This window comes from Stenotrophomonas sp. ZAC14A_NAIMI4_1 (assembly GCF_003086915.1).
In the GTDB taxonomy this organism is placed as follows: domain Bacteria; phylum Pseudomonadota; class Gammaproteobacteria; order Xanthomonadales; family Xanthomonadaceae; genus Stenotrophomonas.
In genome coordinates, this window is sequence record NZ_CP026002.1 from 1,642,777 (window position 1) to 1,658,847 (window position 16,071).

Genomic DNA, 16,071 nt, shown 5'->3' on the forward strand with positions numbered 1-16,071 from the left:
GAGGAAAGTTGCAAAGTAGAAAAAATACGAATCGTTGCAGCTTCGCGGCGAAGCACGTCAACGCATGCCGATTGCGACAAACTGCTTTTCGTAGAGTCGAGCTTGCTCGACTGCGGCCGACGACAGTCGAGCAAGCTCGACTCTACAGCGGCATTTATGCCGCCGGCAGCACCTTGCCCGGGTTGAGAATGCCATCCGGGTCCAGCGCCGCCTTGATCGCGCGCATCGCCGCCAGCGTCTCCGCGGTGAACGCCTGGGCCATGAAATCGCGCTTGGCGATGCCAATGCCATGTTCGCCGGACAACGTGCCGCCCAGTGCCAGCGTCAGCTCGAAGATCTTCGGCAGCGCGGCCTGCGCGCGTGCGTTCTCCTCGGCATCCTCAGGGTGGTAGAGAATGTTGACGTGCAGGTTGCCGTTGCCGGCATGGCCGAAGGTGACGATGGTGAGCGTGTAATCGCGCGCCAGTGCCTGCACGCCGGCCACCAGATCGGGAATGCGCGACACTGGCACCACCACGTCTTCGTTGATCTTGCCCGGGGCAACACTGCGCAGCGCGGGCGACAGCGCCTTGCGGGCGGCCCACAGCTGGTCGCGCGCGCGGCCTTCCATCGCCACGTCCAGTTCGATCATGCCCTCGCCTTCGGCGGCGCTGGCCAGCGCCTGCAGCAGGTAGGGCAGGGTGTCGTGGTCGCCATCGGCTTCGACCAGCAGCATCGCGCCGGCCTCGGGAACATCGGCGCCATTCAACCGCAGCAGCTCCAGGCTGCGTGCATCCATGAATTCCAGGCGGGTGGGCACGACCGGCTGCGACATCAGTCGCGATACGGCGGCAGCGGCGGCGTCGGCATCGCGGTACAGCACGCGCAGGCCGGCCTGGCTGACCGGCAGCGGCGTCAGCTTCAGGGTGGCCTCCACGATGAGTGCCAGCGTGCCTTCGCTGCCCACCAGCAGATGGGTCAGGTCGTAGCCGGTGGCGTCCTTGGTATAGGCGCCGCCGCAGCGGATCACTTCGCCGGCACCGGTGACCGCGACCAGCCCCAGCACGTTGTCACGGCTGGTGCCGTACTTCACCGCGCGCGGGCCGCCGGCGTTGCAGGCCAGGTTGCCGCCGATGCTGCAGATCTCCGCACTGGAGGGGTCCGGTGCCCAGAACAGGCCGTGCGGCGCCAGCGCCTGCTGCAGCGTGCCGTTCAGGACGCCGGGCTGTACCACGGCGCAGCGGTCACCGGCACGGATGTCAACGATGCGGTCCATGCGGGTGAACGACAGCACGATGCTGCCCGGCTGCGGCACCGCCGCGCCGGTGGTGCCGGTGCCCGCGCCGCGCGCCACCAGAGCCACGCCATGCGCGCGGCACGCACGCACCAGGGCCTGCACCTGCTCGATATCGGCCGGCAGGGCCACGGCTTCCGGGCGCTGCCGGCGCCAGGAATTGTCCTGCGCGTTGGCCTCCAGCGCGGTGTCATCCATGCGCCAGCCCTCCGCGCCCAGCAGGGCGGACAGTTCGGCAACGAGGGGGGCGGGCAGGGCAGTACTCATGAGGGTTCCCGGGGAACGGCAGGGGCAGGGTGGATCAGTTTCCAGGCGACCACGGCGGTGGCCAGCGGCAGCCACACCCAGCGCAGTTCGGACAGCAACGTGGCCAGGCCACGCGCGCTGAAGAACTGCGGGGCAAACGGTGATACGCGGATCGGTCGCCACGGTGCGAAGAAGCGGAGCTCGCTCCACGGCCAGGCCAGGGCAACGCCCAGCCCGCCCGAGGTCATCGCATCCAGCAGCGGATGGCTGGCCGCGCAGACCAGGACGAAGACCGCGGCCTGCACGGTCGATGCCGCGGTTGGCCGCGCCGTGGTAGATGCCAACCTTGGTTGGCACAGAACCGCCGACCAAGGTCGGCGACTACCAAAGCTCAGCAACAGCGTCGCCAAGGCCGCCACGACCAGCGCAAACAGCAGCGAATGGCTGGCGCCACGGTGGCCGAACGCATCGGCATAGGGAATGTGCAGGGCGAAGGCCAGCACGTCGGCATCGGGCAGCATGGCGGCAATCACGCCAGCGGCCAGCAGGCGCGGCGGAATACGGCCGCGGTCAGCGGCGCACCACAGCGCCAGCGGCACGGCGGCATGGGTGATGATCGACGGCATCAGTCACACACCGTGGTAGTGCCGGCCGCTGGCCGGCAATCGCTCGGGGTAGTGCCGGCCGCTGGCCGGCAATGGGCAGCCATCAGCAATCATCCAGCCGGAACGCATCCCGCAGCCAACGCAGCTGCGGCGGATCGCCACTGGCGTCAACCACATCGAAACGGCAGGGCGCGTCGGCCAAGGCAGGGTGATCCTGCAGGTACAGCAGCGCGGCGTGGGCCAGGCGCCGGCATTTGCGCGCATCCACCGAGGCGGCGCCGCCACCGAAATCCGAACGTGCGCGGTAGCGCACCTCCACGAACACCACGGTGCCCGCGTCGTCCATCACCAGGTCCAGTTCGCCACCGCGGTAACGCACGTTGCGTGCGCGCGGCTGCAACCCGGCCTGTTGCAGGTGCTGCTCGGCGGCGGCTTCCACCGCCGAGCCCCGTTGCAGGTGCTCAGCGACCACCGACGATCGGCATCGGGCGGCCACCGCTGAAGGTGGACCACGCCGGCTGGCGCAGGATGTTGCCGTTGCTGTCCAGGTACAGCGTACCGGTGGCGCCATCCAGGCCGCCTTCGTTCGACAGCTTTTCCAGATAGGCGCTGATCTTCCACGCATCGGCACCGAAGGCGAACAGGCGGCCGGCGGCACCGCGCGCGCTGGGCAGGGTCTGGCCCACCTGTGCGGCCGACGGTACGCCGGACACGCTGCGCACGTTCCAGGCTTCGTTCGGGTAGATGATGCCGTCCAGCGCCACGTCTTCCTCGGCCTTGCCGCTGCCGGTGGTCAGCTGGCTGGTGCCGACGCGGGTGGCGCCACCGGCACCGGCCAGGGCCAGCTGCGGCGCCAGCAGCCGTGCCTGCGGCGCACGCACCGCCAGGAACACCGCATCGATCTGGCCGGCATTGCGCACCTGCGCGCTGACATCGCCCACGGCTTCAGCCACGGCCACCGTGGCGGCCACCTGGCCACCGCGCTGGGCAAAACGCTGGGCGAAGGCGGCAGCGGCGCGGCGGCCGGTGTCGTCGTTGCTGCTGATGACCAGGGCGCGGTTGCGCTCGCGGCCACGCAGGTACTCGGCGGCCACGATGCCATCGTCTTCCGGTGCCAGCGAGAAGCCTGCGCTGCCGGCCGGCGGCGCATCCTTGCCACGATTCAGCGCCAGCACCGGCACCTGCAGCGGCTGGCGGCCATACACCGCATCCACCTCGTCGCGGCCCAGCGGGCCGACCACGAAGTCGGCGCCGGAGGCGACGGCCTTGTCATAGGCCGCCAGCGCGCCGGCAGGCGTACCGGCGGTATCGAAGAAGTTGATGTCCGGGCGGCGGCGGCTTTCACCGTAATAGGCGGTCAGCAGGCCATCGCGCACCGGCTGTGCGGCGGTGGCCAGGCGGCCGCTCAGCGGCAGCAGCACGGCCATCTTCGCCGGCGGGCGGTAGCCGTCGCTCATGGCCGGCGGGCGCTTGCTGGTATCGAACTGGGCCGCGCCCTCGCGGTCGAACGGGCGCGGCAGCGGCAGGCCACGGGCGATCAGCGCGCGGCCTGCGAAGTTGTACAGCGGGTCGTTGGCCGGCAGCGCGGTGGCACGGCTGCGCAGGTTGGCGTCGTCCAGCGTGCCGAGCAGGCCGGCGATGGCGGTCTGGTTCTCGCTGCGGGCGGTGCCCGCCAGGCCGGCGTGGGCGCGGGCGCGCTCACCGGCAGCGGCGAAGCCGTCACCACTGGCCTGCAGCGCGGCGGCGCGGGCCAGGTGCCAGCGCGTGCGCAGGCTGGGGTGCACGTTGTCGCCCGGGTCCTTCAGCAGGACCAGCACCTGTGCAGGCTGCTGGTCGGCCAGGGCCAGCTCGGCGCTGGCCAGCTGGAAGCGCTGCAGGCTGGCGCCGGACAGCTGGCGCGCGGTCAGCTGGCCCAGCAGGCTGCGCGCGCGGGCGCTGTCACCGGCCAGGTGCCAGGCCCAGGCCGCATCGGCCAGGGTGTTGCTGCGGGCACCGCCACGCAGGGTGGCGGCCTGCGCTTCCAGCTGCAGGGCAGCGTCGCGCGGCTTGCCTTGTTCGATCAGCGCCAGCGCCTGGCTCTGGGCCGGCGATTCGGGGGCGCTGGTAAAGCTGGTGGTGGCACAACCGGCCAGAAGCATCAGCGACAACGACAGGGCGGAGATGCGTGCGGCGGGCTTGTTCATGATCGGGTCCATGCGATGAGGGCAGCGGCCTTGGCCAGGTACACGCTAGGATTCTACCCTTGCCCCGTGAGTACCGCTGAAATGAGTGTGCCAACCCTGTATGTCGTCGCCACGCCGATCGGCAACCTGGCCGATCTGAGCCCGCGCGCGCAGGAGGTGCTGCGTTCGGTGGCGGCCATCTGTGCCGAAGACACCCGCCGCAGCGGCCAGCTGCTGTCCCATTTCGGCATCCAGCAACCGCTGGTGGCCCTGCACGAGCACAACGAAGAGGCGCTGTCGCAGCGCCTGGTGGCGCGCCTGCAGGCCGGCGAGTCGCTGGCCCTGGTCAGCGATGCCGGCACGCCGCTGGTCAGCGACCCGGGGTTCCGCCTGGTGCGCGCCGCGCGTGCGGTTGGCATCAAGGTCAGCCCCATTCCCGGCGCCTGTGCGGCCATCGCCGCGCTCAGCGTGGCCGGCCTGCCCAGCGATCGCTTCAGCTTCGAGGGCTTCCTGCCCGCCAAGGCCAGCGGGCGCCGCGACCGCCTGCAGGCGCTGGCCGGCGAGGTGCGCACGATGGTGTTCTACGAATCGTCCCACCGCATCGTCGAATCGCTGGCGGACATGTCGGCGATCTTCGGCGCCGAGCGCCCGGCGGTGCTGGCACGCGAGCTGACCAAGCTGTTCGAGACCGTGCTGGACGGCGATCTGGCCGGCCTGCTGGCCAGGGTCGAAGCCGACGAGAACCAGCGCAAGGGCGAATTCGTGGTGATGGTGCAGGGCGCCGGCGACGATGCCGAGGCGCAGCTGGCGCACGGCCGCCACGTCTACGCCAAGCTGAGCGAGCACCTGCCGCCGTCGACCGCCGCCAAGCTGGCGGCCGAACTGACCGGAGCCCCGCGCAAGGCGTTGTACGGCCGGTAGCGCCGGGCCGTGCCCGGCGAGCGCGTAGCGCGGCGGGAATCAAGGATTCTGGATCCCCGCAGGGGCTCCGACCCCCAAGGCCTTGGCCCGCGTTACCTGTTCAGGGCGCGGACGAAGGCGCTGATGTCCCTCACTACGGCGTCCAGGGACTCCGCGTGCAGGCGATTCCTGCGCAGGAATGCAGTCCACTGCGCCTGCTTGTGGGGATCGTCGGCAAATTGCTCCGACAAGCCGAAGGGCACTGGCTGCGTCCAGCGTGTACCTCGCCGTTCGAACGTCGCGCTTATCGCCGCGACCAGTGCGGGCCTCACCATCTGACCCTCACGAGCGAGCGCCAACAGGTCGAAGTAGTCCTTCATCCTGCTGTTGGCGATGCCCAGGGCCGCAATGGCTTCGAGCTTCTCGGCGAAGACGGCCTCCCGCGGGTACACCCGCAGGCGCGGCGGCGGGAACTCATCGAGCAGTACCGGGTACTCACATTCCGGTGGTGCTTGAAGAACGGCATCGCCAAAGCCGACGTCCCATTGCACGTGACACAGCGCGTTGCCCAGACGCGCCTGCAGGCGCATGCGGAGGCCCTGATAGGTGAATCCTTCGCGTATCGGATCGATGACGGTGGAGGCGGCATCGAAGTACAGGCCGTCGTCCAGCTCAATCGCGCACAGGTCATGCACGATGCGGGTCAGGTGCGCAGGGTCGGTTGGGCCGTATCACAGGAAGTCGGCGTCACGGGTGGGGCGATGGGGTACATCGAACCAGATGGCGAAGAGCATCGCACCCTTCAGCAGGAACTGCTGCTGGTACGGGGACTGCGACAACCGATAGAGCATGCGTTCCACCGCAAACCGGTCCAATACGTACTGGAAGTCTTCGTTGCGTGCACGTGCACCATCACGCAACCGTTGCCGGATGGAACGGACGCGGTCTGCCGGAGGCGTGGGAGTCATGCCAGCGCTTCAAGATAAGGTCGCATCAGTCTGGCAACGCGGCAGAGGCGTGCATACATCCACAGCTCGTCCATCGTGGTCAGGCCCGCTCCCAGTGCCTCCCGCAGGGCCTCGATGGCAACGTCCAGACCCACGAGATTCCGGTATTTGAAGCAGTCGACGACGGTCTTGGCGACGCCGGTCACGCGGAGCGTGACGTGGCCGATCTGCAGGGGTTCCAGTCCCGCCCCTAGTGTCTTTTCCGACATGCGGACAACACGCAGGGGCGGCCAGTCGATCCGCGGCGCGCGATCCTTGTTGCCGATGGCGATCCAGACTTCGAACGGGGCCTGGGTGGTCAGGCCATGCAGGCTCAGGGCACTCAGCAGGCACAGTCGGGGCGTGGCCAGACGTTCGGCGATGACCAGCAGTCCTTCCCGTCCTTCCGCAGGCGCAAGGTCTGGCAGGGTGTAAATGCCACGCGACAGCCTCAGCAGATCGCCGGACGCGACAAGCCGGGACAGCTGCGCGCGCGCCACACCGGCACGCACCATGTCGCGTGAGCGCGCCGTGCCCGTGCGCTGGATCAGCTCCCTTGCAGTGGCATACGGATCAACCATGGCCGGAGTGTTCCATAGTGTCTGTCGAAATGACATAAATACCGACGTTTCGGAACGCAGGTCCTGCCGTTGTGCGGGTTCTGTCTGTAGCGCCGGATCAGTAGATCCACGCCATGCGTGGAGGTGGAAATTCCTGCAGCCACGCATGGCGTGGCTCTACCACCCCATGCAGGCGCCGCGATCAGCACGGCAGAAAAGGCGTGCGTGCGCTAGAATGCGCGTTGGCGGAGCCGGCCAGACAGTCGCGTCATCCCTTCGGGGGTGCCGAGGAAAGTCCGGGCTCCATAGGGCAAGGTGCCAGGTAACGCCTGGGCGGCGCAAGCCGACGGAAAGTGCAACAGAAAGATACCGCCTACGTCTTCTTCGGAAGGCCGGTAAGGGTGAAATGGTGCGGTAAGAGCGCACCGCGAGTCTGGCAACAGACCGGCACGGCAAACCCCACCTGGAGCAAGACCAAATAGGGATCCATTGGCGCGGCCCGCGTTGGATCCGGGTAGGTTGCTTGAGCGTTGCGGTGACGTAACGCCTAGAGGAATGACTGTCCACGACAGAACCCGGCTTATCGGCCGGCTCCGCCTCCATTTCTCGAATCGGCAATTGCCCGAATCGGCAATGCCATCCACGCATGGCGTGGATCTACCGGGTACGCGCCTGGCATCCCCTGGTAGTGCCGGCCGCTGGCCGGCAAGCGCGATCAATTCAGAAGTCGACGCGGCTTTCGCCCAGGAACACACCCTGCGCGCCGAAGCGGCGTTCGTGCATCTGCCCGTGGCCCGCGGCATCGATCAGCAGCACCGTGCTGGCGCGCGTGCCGTAGTCGTCGCCGCGGATGAAGGCCGGGCTCAGCCAGCGCTCGCGCTCCAGGCCGATGCCGGTGTCGGGCAGCTCGCTGTCGGCGGGGCGGTGCTCGTCGGCGAGGGCATTCCATAGCGGGGTCAGGTCTGGGGTCAGAGCCCTTTCGCTTTGCGAAAGGGATCCGACCCCATCGGCGTCCAGCCATGCCGAGAGGGCATCCATCAACCTGCGGGTCTTCGGCCAGGGCGCGTCCAGTGCGCCGTTGGACATGCCGTGCACGCCCGGGCCCAGGGTCTGGCGCTCGGCCGGATGGTTGCCCAGATACTCAAGGCTGTCGCTATCGGCCAACAACAGGTTGAACGGGGCATACGCCGCGGCGATGCCGGCCAGGCGGTCCATGTGTACGGCGGCGGGTTCGCGGCCGCGCAGGAAATCGGCCACCAGCGCGCCGCGCGAAGGGCCGGCCTGGGCGGCCAGCGGGTCACGCACGTTGGTGACCACGGCCATGCGTCCGGCACTGCCTGCGCCGGCCCAGCCGCCGCCCGAACGCAGGTCGCGCCCGCCGATGATGGACGGCTCGTCCTGCCAGGGGGCCAGGGCCGCCGTCGGGCGGGCGTGGAACTCATCGCGGTTGCCGGTCATCACCAGTCGCCAGCGCGGGTGATGCAACCAGCCAAGAGCAAGCAGGCACATGGCGTCATTGTGCCCGGTTTGCGCAGAGCGACGCCGCTTTCAACCCGTTTTTGATGAATGCGCAGCCCATGTTTCACGCGCTCTCCACACCCCTGAACTTCTGTTCAATCTCAAAAATTGAGACGGATCAGCAACTTGTGGATAAGCCTTGAACAATTCTCTAAACATTGCTGCAAGCCATTGATGTGGCTGGCGATTTCCCCGCTGAAAAGTTGTTGACAACCCTAGGGCCGCTGCTAAGGTGGGCATCAGAGGGAAATCCGGGTGTTTTGTGGGTTTTCGTGGTTCAATGTTTCACCGGGCGAAGGAAAGGTGCACGCGTCGTGTTCCAGGGCGAGACGGCCATCACAGTTGACGATAAAGGACGCATGGCGGTTCCCACCGCCTACCGCGACCTCGTCGCGCGTGCCAGCAACAACCGTCTCGTTCTTACCTACAACCCGTTCGAAGCCGGCTGCCTGTGGCTGTATGCCGAATCGGAATGGGAACGGGTCCGCGACGACGTGATGTCCAAGCCCAACACCCAGCGTGTCGTGCGCCTGTTGCAGCAGAAGCTGGTCGGTTCGGCCGCCCATCTCGAGCTGGACGGCAACGGTCGTATCAGCATTCCCGCCAGCCACCGCGGTGCGGTGGGCATTGAAAAAAAGGCGGTATTGCTCGGTATGGGCGACAAGTTCGAATTGTGGAGCGAGCAGGCGCATCGGGCCCTGATCCAGCAGACATTGTCTGACGAGGATCTGGGTGATGGGTTGCTCGACCTGAAGTTGTGAGCCGGGGTGCCCGGATGCGCCCAGAAGCGCAGACCGGTCACCTTCCGGTGTCGCAGTCGCCGGCGGTGCACCTGCCGGTCCTGTACACCCAGGTCATTGACGGCCTGAGGGTGATCGAAAACGGACGTTATCTGGATGGCACGTTCGGTCGTGGCGGTCATGCACGTGGCGTGCTCACCCAGTTGGGCCCGGAGGGGCGCCTGCTGGTCATGGACAAGGATCCGGAAGCCATCGCCGTAGCCGAGCGCGATTTCGCGCCGGACCCGCGCGTGTCCATTTTCCGTGGCAGCTTCGCCCAGCTGCTGCAGTGGGATGCGACGGCCGAAGGCCTGGATGGCGTGCTGTTCGACCTCGGCGTGTCCTCGCCGCAGCTGGACGTGGCCGAGCGGGGTTTCAGCTTCGGCAAGGACGGCCCGCTGGACATGCGCATGGACCCGGACAGCGGCGAAAGCGCGGCGCAGTGGATCAACCGCGTCGAAGACCGCGAGATCGCCGACGTGCTGTGGACCTACGGCGAAGAGCGGCAGAGCCGCCGCATCGCCCGTGCCATCGTCGCCCGCCGCGAGAAGCAGCCGTTCACCCGCACCGCCGAACTGGCCGAGCTGATCGCTTCGGTGATGCCGCGTGGCAAGGACAAGATCCACCCGGCCACGCGCAGCTTCCAGGCCATCCGCATCCACATCAACCGCGAGCTGGCCGATCTGGAAGCCGGTCTCGATGCGGCCGTGGAACGGCTCAAGCCCGGTGGCCGCCTGGCGGTGATCAGCTTCCACTCGCTGGAAGACCGCATCGTCAAGCAGTACATGAACCGCCTGGCCAAGGCGCCGCCGGCCAACCGCCGCCTGCCCGAGGCCGTGGCGTTCGTGCCGACCCTGGATCTGATCGGCGGTGCCATCAAGGCCACCGATGAAGAACTGGCCGCCAACCCGCGTGCCCGCAGCGCCGTGTTGCGCGTGGCACAGAAGCGGGAGGCCGATGCATGAGCCGGCTGCTGCTGATCATCCTGTTGGCCTGCACCGTGGCCTCGGCGATCGGCGTCGTGTTCGTGCGTCACCGTCATCGGCAGACGTTCATCGAGCTGTCGCGTGCCGAGCGCACGCGTGATGACATCAACCTGGAATTCGGCCGCCTGCAGCTGGAACAGGCCACCCTGGCCGAAGCCAACCGCGTCGACCGCGTGGCCCGCGAGAAGCTGGGCATGAAGTTCCCCGAAGCCGCCGACGTGGTGGTGGTGCGCCCATGAGCAAGACCGGCCGCAACCGCCCGCGCAACGCCTTCAACCTGCGCCAGCGCCTGCGCTGGGTCGCGCTGGCGCTCGGCCTGTGCTCGGTGTCGCTGGTCGGTCGCGCGGCGTACGTGCAGATCATCAACAGCGATTTCTACCAGCGCCAGGGCGAGGCGCGTTACCTGCGCGAATTGCCGATCAAGACCTCGCGCGGCATGATCACCGACCGCAACGGCGAGCCGCTGGCGGTGTCCACCCCGGTCGCTTCGATCTGGGTGAACCCGCAGGACCTGCTGCGCGCGCCGGACCGCATCCCCGAACTGGCCCAGGCCGTGGGCATGTCGGTGGACGAGCTGAGCAGCCGCCTGTCGCAGAAGTCGGACAAGGAATTCATGTACCTGCGCCGCCGGATCAATCCGGACGAGGCAGAGAAGGTGGTCGCGCTGAAGATCCCGGGCGTGGCCGCGCAGCGCGAGTTCCGCCGCTTCTACCCGCAGGGTGAGGCGATGGCGCACGTGCTGGGCTTCACCAACATCGATGACCGCGGCCAGGAAGGGCTGGAACTGGCCTTTGACGAATGGCTGCGCGGCAAGGCCGGCGCCAAGCGGGTGATCCGCAACCGCAAGGGCGAGACGGTGGAGAGCGACCTGCTGCGCGCCGCCGAGCCGGGCAAGGACCTGACCCTCAGCATCGACCGCCGCATCCAGTACCTGGCCTTCAAGGAACTGCGCAGTGCGCTGGTGGCCAACAAGGCTGCCGGTGGTTCGATGGTGATCATGGACGTGGCCACGGGCGAAATCCTGGCCATGGTCAACCTGCCGACCTACAACCCGAATTCGCTCAACGGTGCCGTGCCCGATACGCGCCGCAACCGTGCCGTGACCGACCTGGTCGAGCCGGGTTCGACGATGAAGCCGCTGACCATCGCCACCGCGCTGCAGTCCGGTGCGGTGACCAAGGACACCATCATCGACACGAACCCGGGCTACATGCAGGTGGCCCGCTTCACCATCCGCGACGTGCCGCGCAACAACGGCGTGCTCAACGTGACCGGCGTGATCACCCGCAGCTCGAACATCGGCGCGGCCAAGATCGCCGCGAAGATGACCGACCAGACCTTCTATGACGGCGTGCGCCGCTTCGGTTACGGCTCGGTGCCGCATAGCGGTTTCCCCGGTGAATCCGGTGGCGTGGTGCGCCGCCCGGGCAACTGGGATGGCGCCACCAAGACCACCATGTCCTACGGCTATGGCCTGAACGTGACGCCGCTGCAGATCGCCACCGCCTACTCGGCGTTGGCCAACGGCGGCAAGCTGATCGCACCGACCTTCGTGAAGGGCCAGCGCAACGAAGGCAAGCAGATCATCGACGAGGGCGTGGCCAAGCAGGTCGTGTCGATGATGGAAACGGTGGTGACCCAGGGCGGCGCAAAGCAGGCGGCCGTGCTGGGCTACCACGTGGCCGGCAAGACCGGCACCGCGCGCAAGGCCGGCCCGGGGGGTTACGAGCGTGGCCACTACAACTCGCTGTTCGCCGGCGTGGTGCCGGCCACCAACCCGCGCTTCGCCACGGTCATCGTCATCAACGACCCGCAGGGCGGCAAGTTCTATGGCGGCCTTGTCTCGGCGCCGGTGTACCACAACGTGATGGAAGGCACCCTGCGCCTGATGGACGTCCCGCTGGACGACCTGCAGTCGTGGCTGGCCGCCCAGCAGTCCGGAAAGATGGGGCATTCGGCCTCCATCCTGCCGGCGCCGCCGGCCGAGGCCGCGCTGCCGGCCGATGCCGCCGCCGAATTCGACGCCGCGCTGCCCAGCGCGCAGAACCATGTGCCGGCCCCGCCCGCGGGAGGCACGCAATGAGTCCTTCGATGTTGCTTTCGCAGTTGCTTCCGGACGTTGCCCTGGCGGGCAATGATCCCGTCCTGACCGGCCTGGTGCTGGACAGCCGTGCCGTGCGCCCCGGCAACGCCTTCGTCGCCATCGCCGGTTTCGGCGCGCATGGCCTGGGCTTTGTCGAACAGGCGCGTGCGGCCGGTGCCAGCGCCATCCTGTTTGAACCGCCGGCTCCGGCCGAGCTGCCGGCACCGGCCGATGCCATCGCCGTGCCGGGCCTGCGCGCACGCCTCGGCGCGATGGCCGACCAGTTCCATGGCGCGCCCTCGCGCGCGATGACGATGGTGGGCGTGACCGGCACCAACGGCAAAACCTCCACCGTGCAGCTGCTGGCCCAGGCCTGGCACCTTCTCGGTACGCCCAGTGGCAGTATCGGCACGTTGGGCGCCGGACTTTATGGTTCGATCGAGCCGACCGGTTTCACCACCCCGCTGGTGCTGCAGATGCATGCGCTGCTGGCGCAGCTGCGCAACGACGGCGCGCGCGCGGTGGCGATGGAAGTCAGCTCGCACGCGCTGGACCAGGGCCGCGTGGATGCCGTGCACTACGACGTGGCGGTGTTCACCAACCTCACCCGCGACCACCTGGACTACCACGGTGACATGGCCAGCTACGGCGCGGCCAAGGCGCGCCTGTTCCATCGCCCGGGCCTGAAGGCGGCGGTGGTGAACCTGGACGATGCTTTCGGTCGCCAGCTGTTTGCCGGCCTGCCGGCCAGCGTGCAGGCCATCGGCCTGAGCTCGCGCGGTGCGGCCGACGCCCGCGTGCGTGCGGAACACCTGCAGCTGGACGGTCGCGGCATCGGCTTCGAGCTGGTCATCGATGGCGCGCGCGCTGCCGTGCAGTCGCCGCTGCTGGGCCGCTTCAACGTGGACAACCTGCTGGCCGTGGCCGGCAGCCTGCATGCACTGGGCGAACCGGTCGAGCGCATCGCCGGGGTGCTGTCGGCGCTGCAGCCGATCCGTGGCCGCATGAACCGCCTGGGCGGCGAAGACGGCCTGCCCACCGTGGTGGTCGACTACGCACACACCCCCGATGCGCTGGAACAGGCACTGGACAGCCTGCACGGCCACCTGCAGGGCACGTTGTACTGCGTGTTCGGCTGCGGTGGCGAGCGCGATACCGGCAAGCGCCCGCAGATGGCCGCCATTGCCGAGCGCCTGGCCAACCAGGTCATCGTCACCGACGACAATCCGCGTGGCGAGGATGGCGATGTGATCGTCGCCGACATCCTCGCGGGCTTCACCGATGCCTCGGCCGTGACCGTGCAGCGCAGCCGCGCGCGTGCGATCGGCCTGGCGGTGAAGCGTGCCGGTGCGGGCGACATCATCCTGATCGCCGGCAAGGGCCACGAGCCCTATCAGGAAGTCAATGGCGTGCGCCACGACTTCGACGACACCGAAGTGTCGGCTGCCGCGCTGGCTGCCAAGGCCGGTGTGCTTGCTGCTCAGGCCGGGGAGGGCATCGCATGAAGCGCACCCTGCTTTCGCTGATCGCGCACTGGGCCGGCGGCGAGATCCACGGCGACGACGTGGCCATCGATGCGGTCAGCAATGACACCCGCAGCCTGGGCGCGGGCACCCTGTACGTGGCCCTGCGCGGCGAGCGCTTCGACGGCCATGATTTCGCCGCCGATGCGCAGGCGCGCGGTGCCAGCGCGCTGCTGGTCGAGCGCCTGCTGCCGCTGGACGTGCCGCAGGTGCTGGTGGCCGACAGCGAACTGGCCCTGGCCAAGATTGCCGCTGGCATGCAGCGCGACCGCGACACCGAGGTGTTCGCGATCACCGGCAGCAACGGCAAGACCAGCGTGAAGAGCCTGCTGCTGGCGATCCTGCAGCAGGTGGCCGCGCACGCGCACAAGGTGGTCTACGCCAACCCGGGCAACCGCAACAACGAGATCGGCCTGCCGCTGGCGGTGATCGATGCACCGGAAGATGCCGACTACGCCGTCTACGAGATGGGTGCCGGCAAGCCGGGCGACATCGCCTACCTGACCGACATCGCCCGCCCGCGCTATGCGCTGGTCAACAACATCGCCCCGGCCCATCTGGAACGCATGGGCAGCCTGCTCGGCGTGGCGATGACCAAGGGCGCGATCTACGCCGCGCTGCCGGCCGATGGCGTGGCCGTCATCAATGTCGATGATGCCTACGGCCGCTGGTTCGAGCAGCATTTCGTCGGCACCCCGGCGCGCTGCAAGGTGCTGCGCTACGGCCTGGACCACAGTGCCGACGTCACCGCGCGCGACATCCGCGGTGGTGCGCAGGGCAGCCAGTTCACCCTGGCGACTCCGATGGGCGAGGCCCGCGTGGCGCTCGGCCTGCCGGGCCGGCACAACGTCAGCAATGCGCTGGCCGCAGCCAGCCTGGCCCTGGCCGCCGGCATCGACCTGGCCCTGGTGGCCTCGGGCCTGGCCGCCGCGCAGCCGGTGCCGGGCCGCCAGATCGCCCATCAGCTGCACAACGGTGCGGTGCTGGTGGACGACAGCTACAACGCCAACCCCGGTTCGCTGGCCGCCGCCATCGATGCCCTGGCCGCCGCCCCGGAAGAGGGTTGGCTGGTGCTGGGCGACATGCGCGAGCTGGGCCCGGATGCCGAGGCCCTGCACGCGCAGGCGGGCCTGCGTGCGCGTGCCGCCGGTCTCAAGCGCCTGTACGCACTGGGCCCGCTCAGTGCCGCCGCCGCCACCGCCTTCGGCGAAGGCGGCCGTCATTTCCCCACCCATGGCGTGCTGTCGCAGGCGCTGAAGGACGAGCTGCACGCTGGCGTGCGCTGCCTGGTCAAGGGTTCCCGTGGCAGCGCCATGGACACGATTGTCAAAGCGCTGCTGGCGCAAGGAGAGGATTCCCCGCATGTTGTATGAACTGGCTCGATGGTTGCAGCAGTTGGAGAGCCTGTTCGGGCTGTTCAACTACCAGACGTTCCGCGCCATCCTTGCCGCGCTGACGGCCCTGTTCCTGTCGCTGTGGCTCGGCCCGGCGGTGATCCGCCGGCTTGCCCAGTTCAAGGGCGGCCAGCCGATCCGTACCGACGGCCCGCAGACCCACTTCGTCAAGGCCGGCACGCCCACCATGGGCGGTTCGCTGATCCTGCTCACCGTCACCCTGTCGGTGCTGATGTGGGCCGACCTGCGCAACCGCTACGTGTGGCTGGTGCTGGCGGTGATGCTGTGCTTCGGCGCCATCGGCTGGTACGACGACTGGATCAAGATCGTGCGCCGTGACCCGAACGGCCTGGCCTCGCGCTGGAAGTACCTGCTGCAGTCGATCTTCGGCCTGGCTGCGGGCATCTTCCTGCTGCAGACCGCCGACGTGCCGGCGGCGCTGACCTTCTACATCCCGATGTTCAAGTCGATCGCGCTGCCGCTGGCCGGCATCAGCTTCGTGGCCATCGCCTACTTCTGGATCGTCGGCTTCTCCAACGCGGTCAACCTGACCGACGGCCTGGACGGCCTGGCGATCATGCCGACCGTGCTGGTGGCCTGCGGCCTGGGCGTGTTCGCCTATGCCTCGGGCAACGTGGTGTTCGCAAACTACCTGCAGATCCCGCAGATCCCCGGTGCCGGTGAACTGGTCATCATCTGCGCGGCCATCGCCGGTGCTGGCCTGGGCTTCCTGTGGTTCAACACCTACCCGGCCATGGTCTTCATGGGCGACATCGGCGCGCTGGCGCTGGGTGCGGTGCTGGGCACGATCGCCGTCATCACCCGCCAGGAGCTGGTGCTGGTGATCATGGGCGGCGTGTTCGTCATCGAAACCCTGTCGGTGATGATCCAGGTGGCCTCGTTCAAGCTGACCGGCAAGCGCGTGTTCCGCATGGCGCCGATCCACCACCACTTCGAGCTGAAGGGCTGGCCGGAGCCGCGCGTGATCGTGCGCTTCTGGATCATCTCGGTCGTGCTCGTGCTGATCGGCCTTGCCACCCTGAAGGTGCGCTGAGA

General features: G+C 68.2%; 14 protein-coding genes, 1 other RNA gene and 1 pseudogene. 9 read left to right on the plus strand and 7 right to left on the minus strand.

All coding sequences use genetic code 11. The features are described 5' to 3' along the window. Positions 1 to 154: 154 nt before the first annotated feature. The 4 genes from C1926_RS07555 to C1926_RS07570 all read right to left on the minus strand — a co-directional run bounded on the left by C1926_RS07555 (position 155) and on the right by C1926_RS07570 (position 4,307). Positions 155 to 1,540 (minus strand): FAD-linked oxidase C-terminal domain-containing protein, encoded by a 1,386-nt coding sequence (locus C1926_RS07555; protein ID WP_108758781.1) that lies wholly within the window; start codon positions 1,538 to 1,540, stop codon positions 155 to 157. Then, on the minus strand, positions 1,537 to 2,145 hold the full coding sequence (locus C1926_RS07560; protein ID WP_108758782.1) for a metal-dependent hydrolase: 609 nt from the start codon (positions 2,143 to 2,145) through the stop codon (positions 1,537 to 1,539). The genes C1926_RS07555 and C1926_RS07560 overlap by 4 nt, the downstream gene beginning before the upstream one ends. A gap of 82 nt (positions 2,146 to 2,227) precedes the next feature. Further along, positions 2,228 to 2,596 (minus strand): YraN family protein, encoded by a 369-nt coding sequence (locus C1926_RS07565; RefSeq protein ID WP_174208667.1) that lies wholly within the window; start codon positions 2,594 to 2,596, stop codon positions 2,228 to 2,230. After that, complete coding sequence (locus C1926_RS07570) at positions 2,586 to 4,307, minus strand: penicillin-binding protein activator (protein WP_108758783.1); 1,722 nt, start codon at positions 4,305 to 4,307, stop codon at positions 2,586 to 2,588. Before C1926_RS07570 ends, C1926_RS07565 begins: the two co-directional genes overlap by 11 nt. Positions 4,308 to 4,388: 81 nt before the next feature. Between C1926_RS07570 and rsmI the strand changes: the two genes are divergently transcribed. Next, positions 4,389 to 5,207: a 16S rRNA (cytidine(1402)-2'-O)-methyltransferase gene (rsmI, locus tag C1926_RS07575; RefSeq protein WP_108758784.1), complete on the plus strand. Its 819-nt coding sequence runs from the start codon at positions 4,389 to 4,391 to the stop codon at positions 5,205 to 5,207. A 92-nt stretch (positions 5,208 to 5,299) separates the two neighbouring features. On the opposite strand, the pseudogene C1926_RS07580 reads toward rsmI, so the two are convergent. Then, positions 5,300 to 6,154, minus strand: a pseudogene (locus C1926_RS07580) (nucleotidyl transferase AbiEii/AbiGii toxin family protein). Then, on the minus strand, positions 6,151 to 6,753 hold the full coding sequence (locus C1926_RS07590; RefSeq protein ID WP_108758787.1) for a type IV toxin-antitoxin system AbiEi family antitoxin domain-containing protein: 603 nt from the start codon (positions 6,751 to 6,753) through the stop codon (positions 6,151 to 6,153). The pseudogene C1926_RS07580 and the gene C1926_RS07590 overlap by 4 nt, the downstream one beginning before the upstream one ends. A 226-nt stretch (positions 6,754 to 6,979) precedes the next feature. Here C1926_RS07590 and rnpB point away from each other — a divergent pair. After that, an RNA gene (gene rnpB / locus C1926_RS07595) (RNase P RNA component class A) lies at positions 6,980 to 7,331 on the plus strand. 121 nt (positions 7,332 to 7,452) lie between these two features. Here rnpB and C1926_RS07600 read toward each other — a convergent pair. Beyond that, entirely contained in the window at positions 7,453 to 8,241 is a 789-nt protein-coding gene (locus C1926_RS07600) for an NRDE family protein (protein ID WP_108758788.1), read from the minus strand. A 323-nt stretch (positions 8,242 to 8,564) separates the two neighbouring features. On the opposite strand from C1926_RS07600, the gene mraZ reads away from it, so the two are divergent. Genes mraZ through mraY form a run of 7 tightly spaced genes read left to right on the plus strand, consistent with a single transcriptional unit; the run spans position 8,565 to position 16,069 of the window. After that, positions 8,565 to 9,011, plus strand: a complete 447-nt coding sequence (gene mraZ, locus C1926_RS07605) for a division/cell wall cluster transcriptional repressor MraZ (protein ID WP_004143635.1) — start codon at positions 8,565 to 8,567, stop codon at positions 9,009 to 9,011. 14 nt (positions 9,012 to 9,025) lie between these two features. Next, complete coding sequence (gene rsmH, locus C1926_RS07610) at positions 9,026 to 9,994, plus strand: 16S rRNA (cytosine(1402)-N(4))-methyltransferase RsmH (RefSeq protein WP_079220623.1); 969 nt, start codon at positions 9,026 to 9,028, stop codon at positions 9,992 to 9,994. Then, positions 9,991 to 10,254, plus strand: coding sequence for a cell division protein FtsL (ftsL, locus tag C1926_RS07615; RefSeq protein ID WP_079220624.1), 264 nt, complete (start codon positions 9,991 to 9,993; stop codon positions 10,252 to 10,254). The genes rsmH and ftsL overlap by 4 nt, the downstream gene beginning before the upstream one ends. Then, entirely contained in the window at positions 10,251 to 12,098 is a 1,848-nt protein-coding gene (locus C1926_RS07620; protein ID WP_108758789.1) for a penicillin-binding protein 2, read from the plus strand. The genes ftsL and C1926_RS07620 overlap by 4 nt, the downstream gene beginning before the upstream one ends. Then, positions 12,095 to 13,603: a UDP-N-acetylmuramoyl-L-alanyl-D-glutamate--2,6-diaminopimelate ligase gene (locus C1926_RS07625; RefSeq protein ID WP_108758790.1), complete on the plus strand. Its 1,509-nt coding sequence runs from the start codon at positions 12,095 to 12,097 to the stop codon at positions 13,601 to 13,603. The genes C1926_RS07620 and C1926_RS07625 overlap by 4 nt, the downstream gene beginning before the upstream one ends. Beyond that, on the plus strand, positions 13,600 to 14,994 hold the full coding sequence (murF, locus tag C1926_RS07630) for a UDP-N-acetylmuramoyl-tripeptide--D-alanyl-D-alanine ligase (RefSeq protein ID WP_108758791.1): 1,395 nt from the start codon (positions 13,600 to 13,602) through the stop codon (positions 14,992 to 14,994). Before C1926_RS07625 ends, murF begins: the two co-directional genes overlap by 4 nt. Next, complete coding sequence (mraY, locus tag C1926_RS07635; protein WP_079220628.1) at positions 14,984 to 16,069, plus strand: phospho-N-acetylmuramoyl-pentapeptide-transferase; 1,086 nt, start codon at positions 14,984 to 14,986, stop codon at positions 16,067 to 16,069. The genes murF and mraY overlap by 11 nt, the downstream gene beginning before the upstream one ends. Positions 16,070 to 16,071 lie beyond the last annotated feature (2 nt).

Coding starts and splice junctions, on each gene's coding strand:
- C1926_RS07620 (WP_108758789.1), top strand. CDS start 10,251: ATGAGCAAGACCGGCCGCAACCGCCCGCGCAACGCCTTCAACCTGCGC.
- murF (WP_108758791.1), top strand. CDS start 13,600: ATGAAGCGCACCCTGCTTTCGCTGATCGCGCACTGGGCCGGCGGCGAG.
- rsmI (WP_108758784.1), top strand. CDS start 4,389: ATGAGTGTGCCAACCCTGTATGTCGTCGCCACGCCGATCGGCAACCTG.
- C1926_RS07625 (WP_108758790.1), top strand. CDS start 12,095: ATGAGTCCTTCGATGTTGCTTTCGCAGTTGCTTCCGGACGTTGCCCTG.
- rsmH (WP_079220623.1), top strand. CDS start 9,026: ATGCGCCCAGAAGCGCAGACCGGTCACCTTCCGGTGTCGCAGTCGCCG.
- mraY (WP_079220628.1), top strand. CDS start 14,984: ATGTTGTATGAACTGGCTCGATGGTTGCAGCAGTTGGAGAGCCTGTTC.
- C1926_RS07570 (WP_108758783.1), bottom strand. CDS start 4,307: ATGAACAAGCCCGCCGCACGCATCTCCGCCCTGTCGTTGTCGCTGATG.
- ftsL (WP_079220624.1), top strand. CDS start 9,991: ATGAGCCGGCTGCTGCTGATCATCCTGTTGGCCTGCACCGTGGCCTCG.
- C1926_RS07590 (WP_108758787.1), bottom strand. CDS start 6,753: ATGGTTGATCCGTATGCCACTGCAAGGGAGCTGATCCAGCGCACGGGC.
- C1926_RS07560 (WP_108758782.1), bottom strand. CDS start 2,145: ATGCCGTCGATCATCACCCATGCCGCCGTGCCGCTGGCGCTGTGGTGC.
- C1926_RS07600 (WP_108758788.1), bottom strand. CDS start 8,241: ATGTGCCTGCTTGCTCTTGGCTGGTTGCATCACCCGCGCTGGCGACTG.
- C1926_RS07555 (WP_108758781.1), bottom strand. CDS start 1,540: ATGAGTACTGCCCTGCCCGCCCCCCTCGTTGCCGAACTGTCCGCCCTG.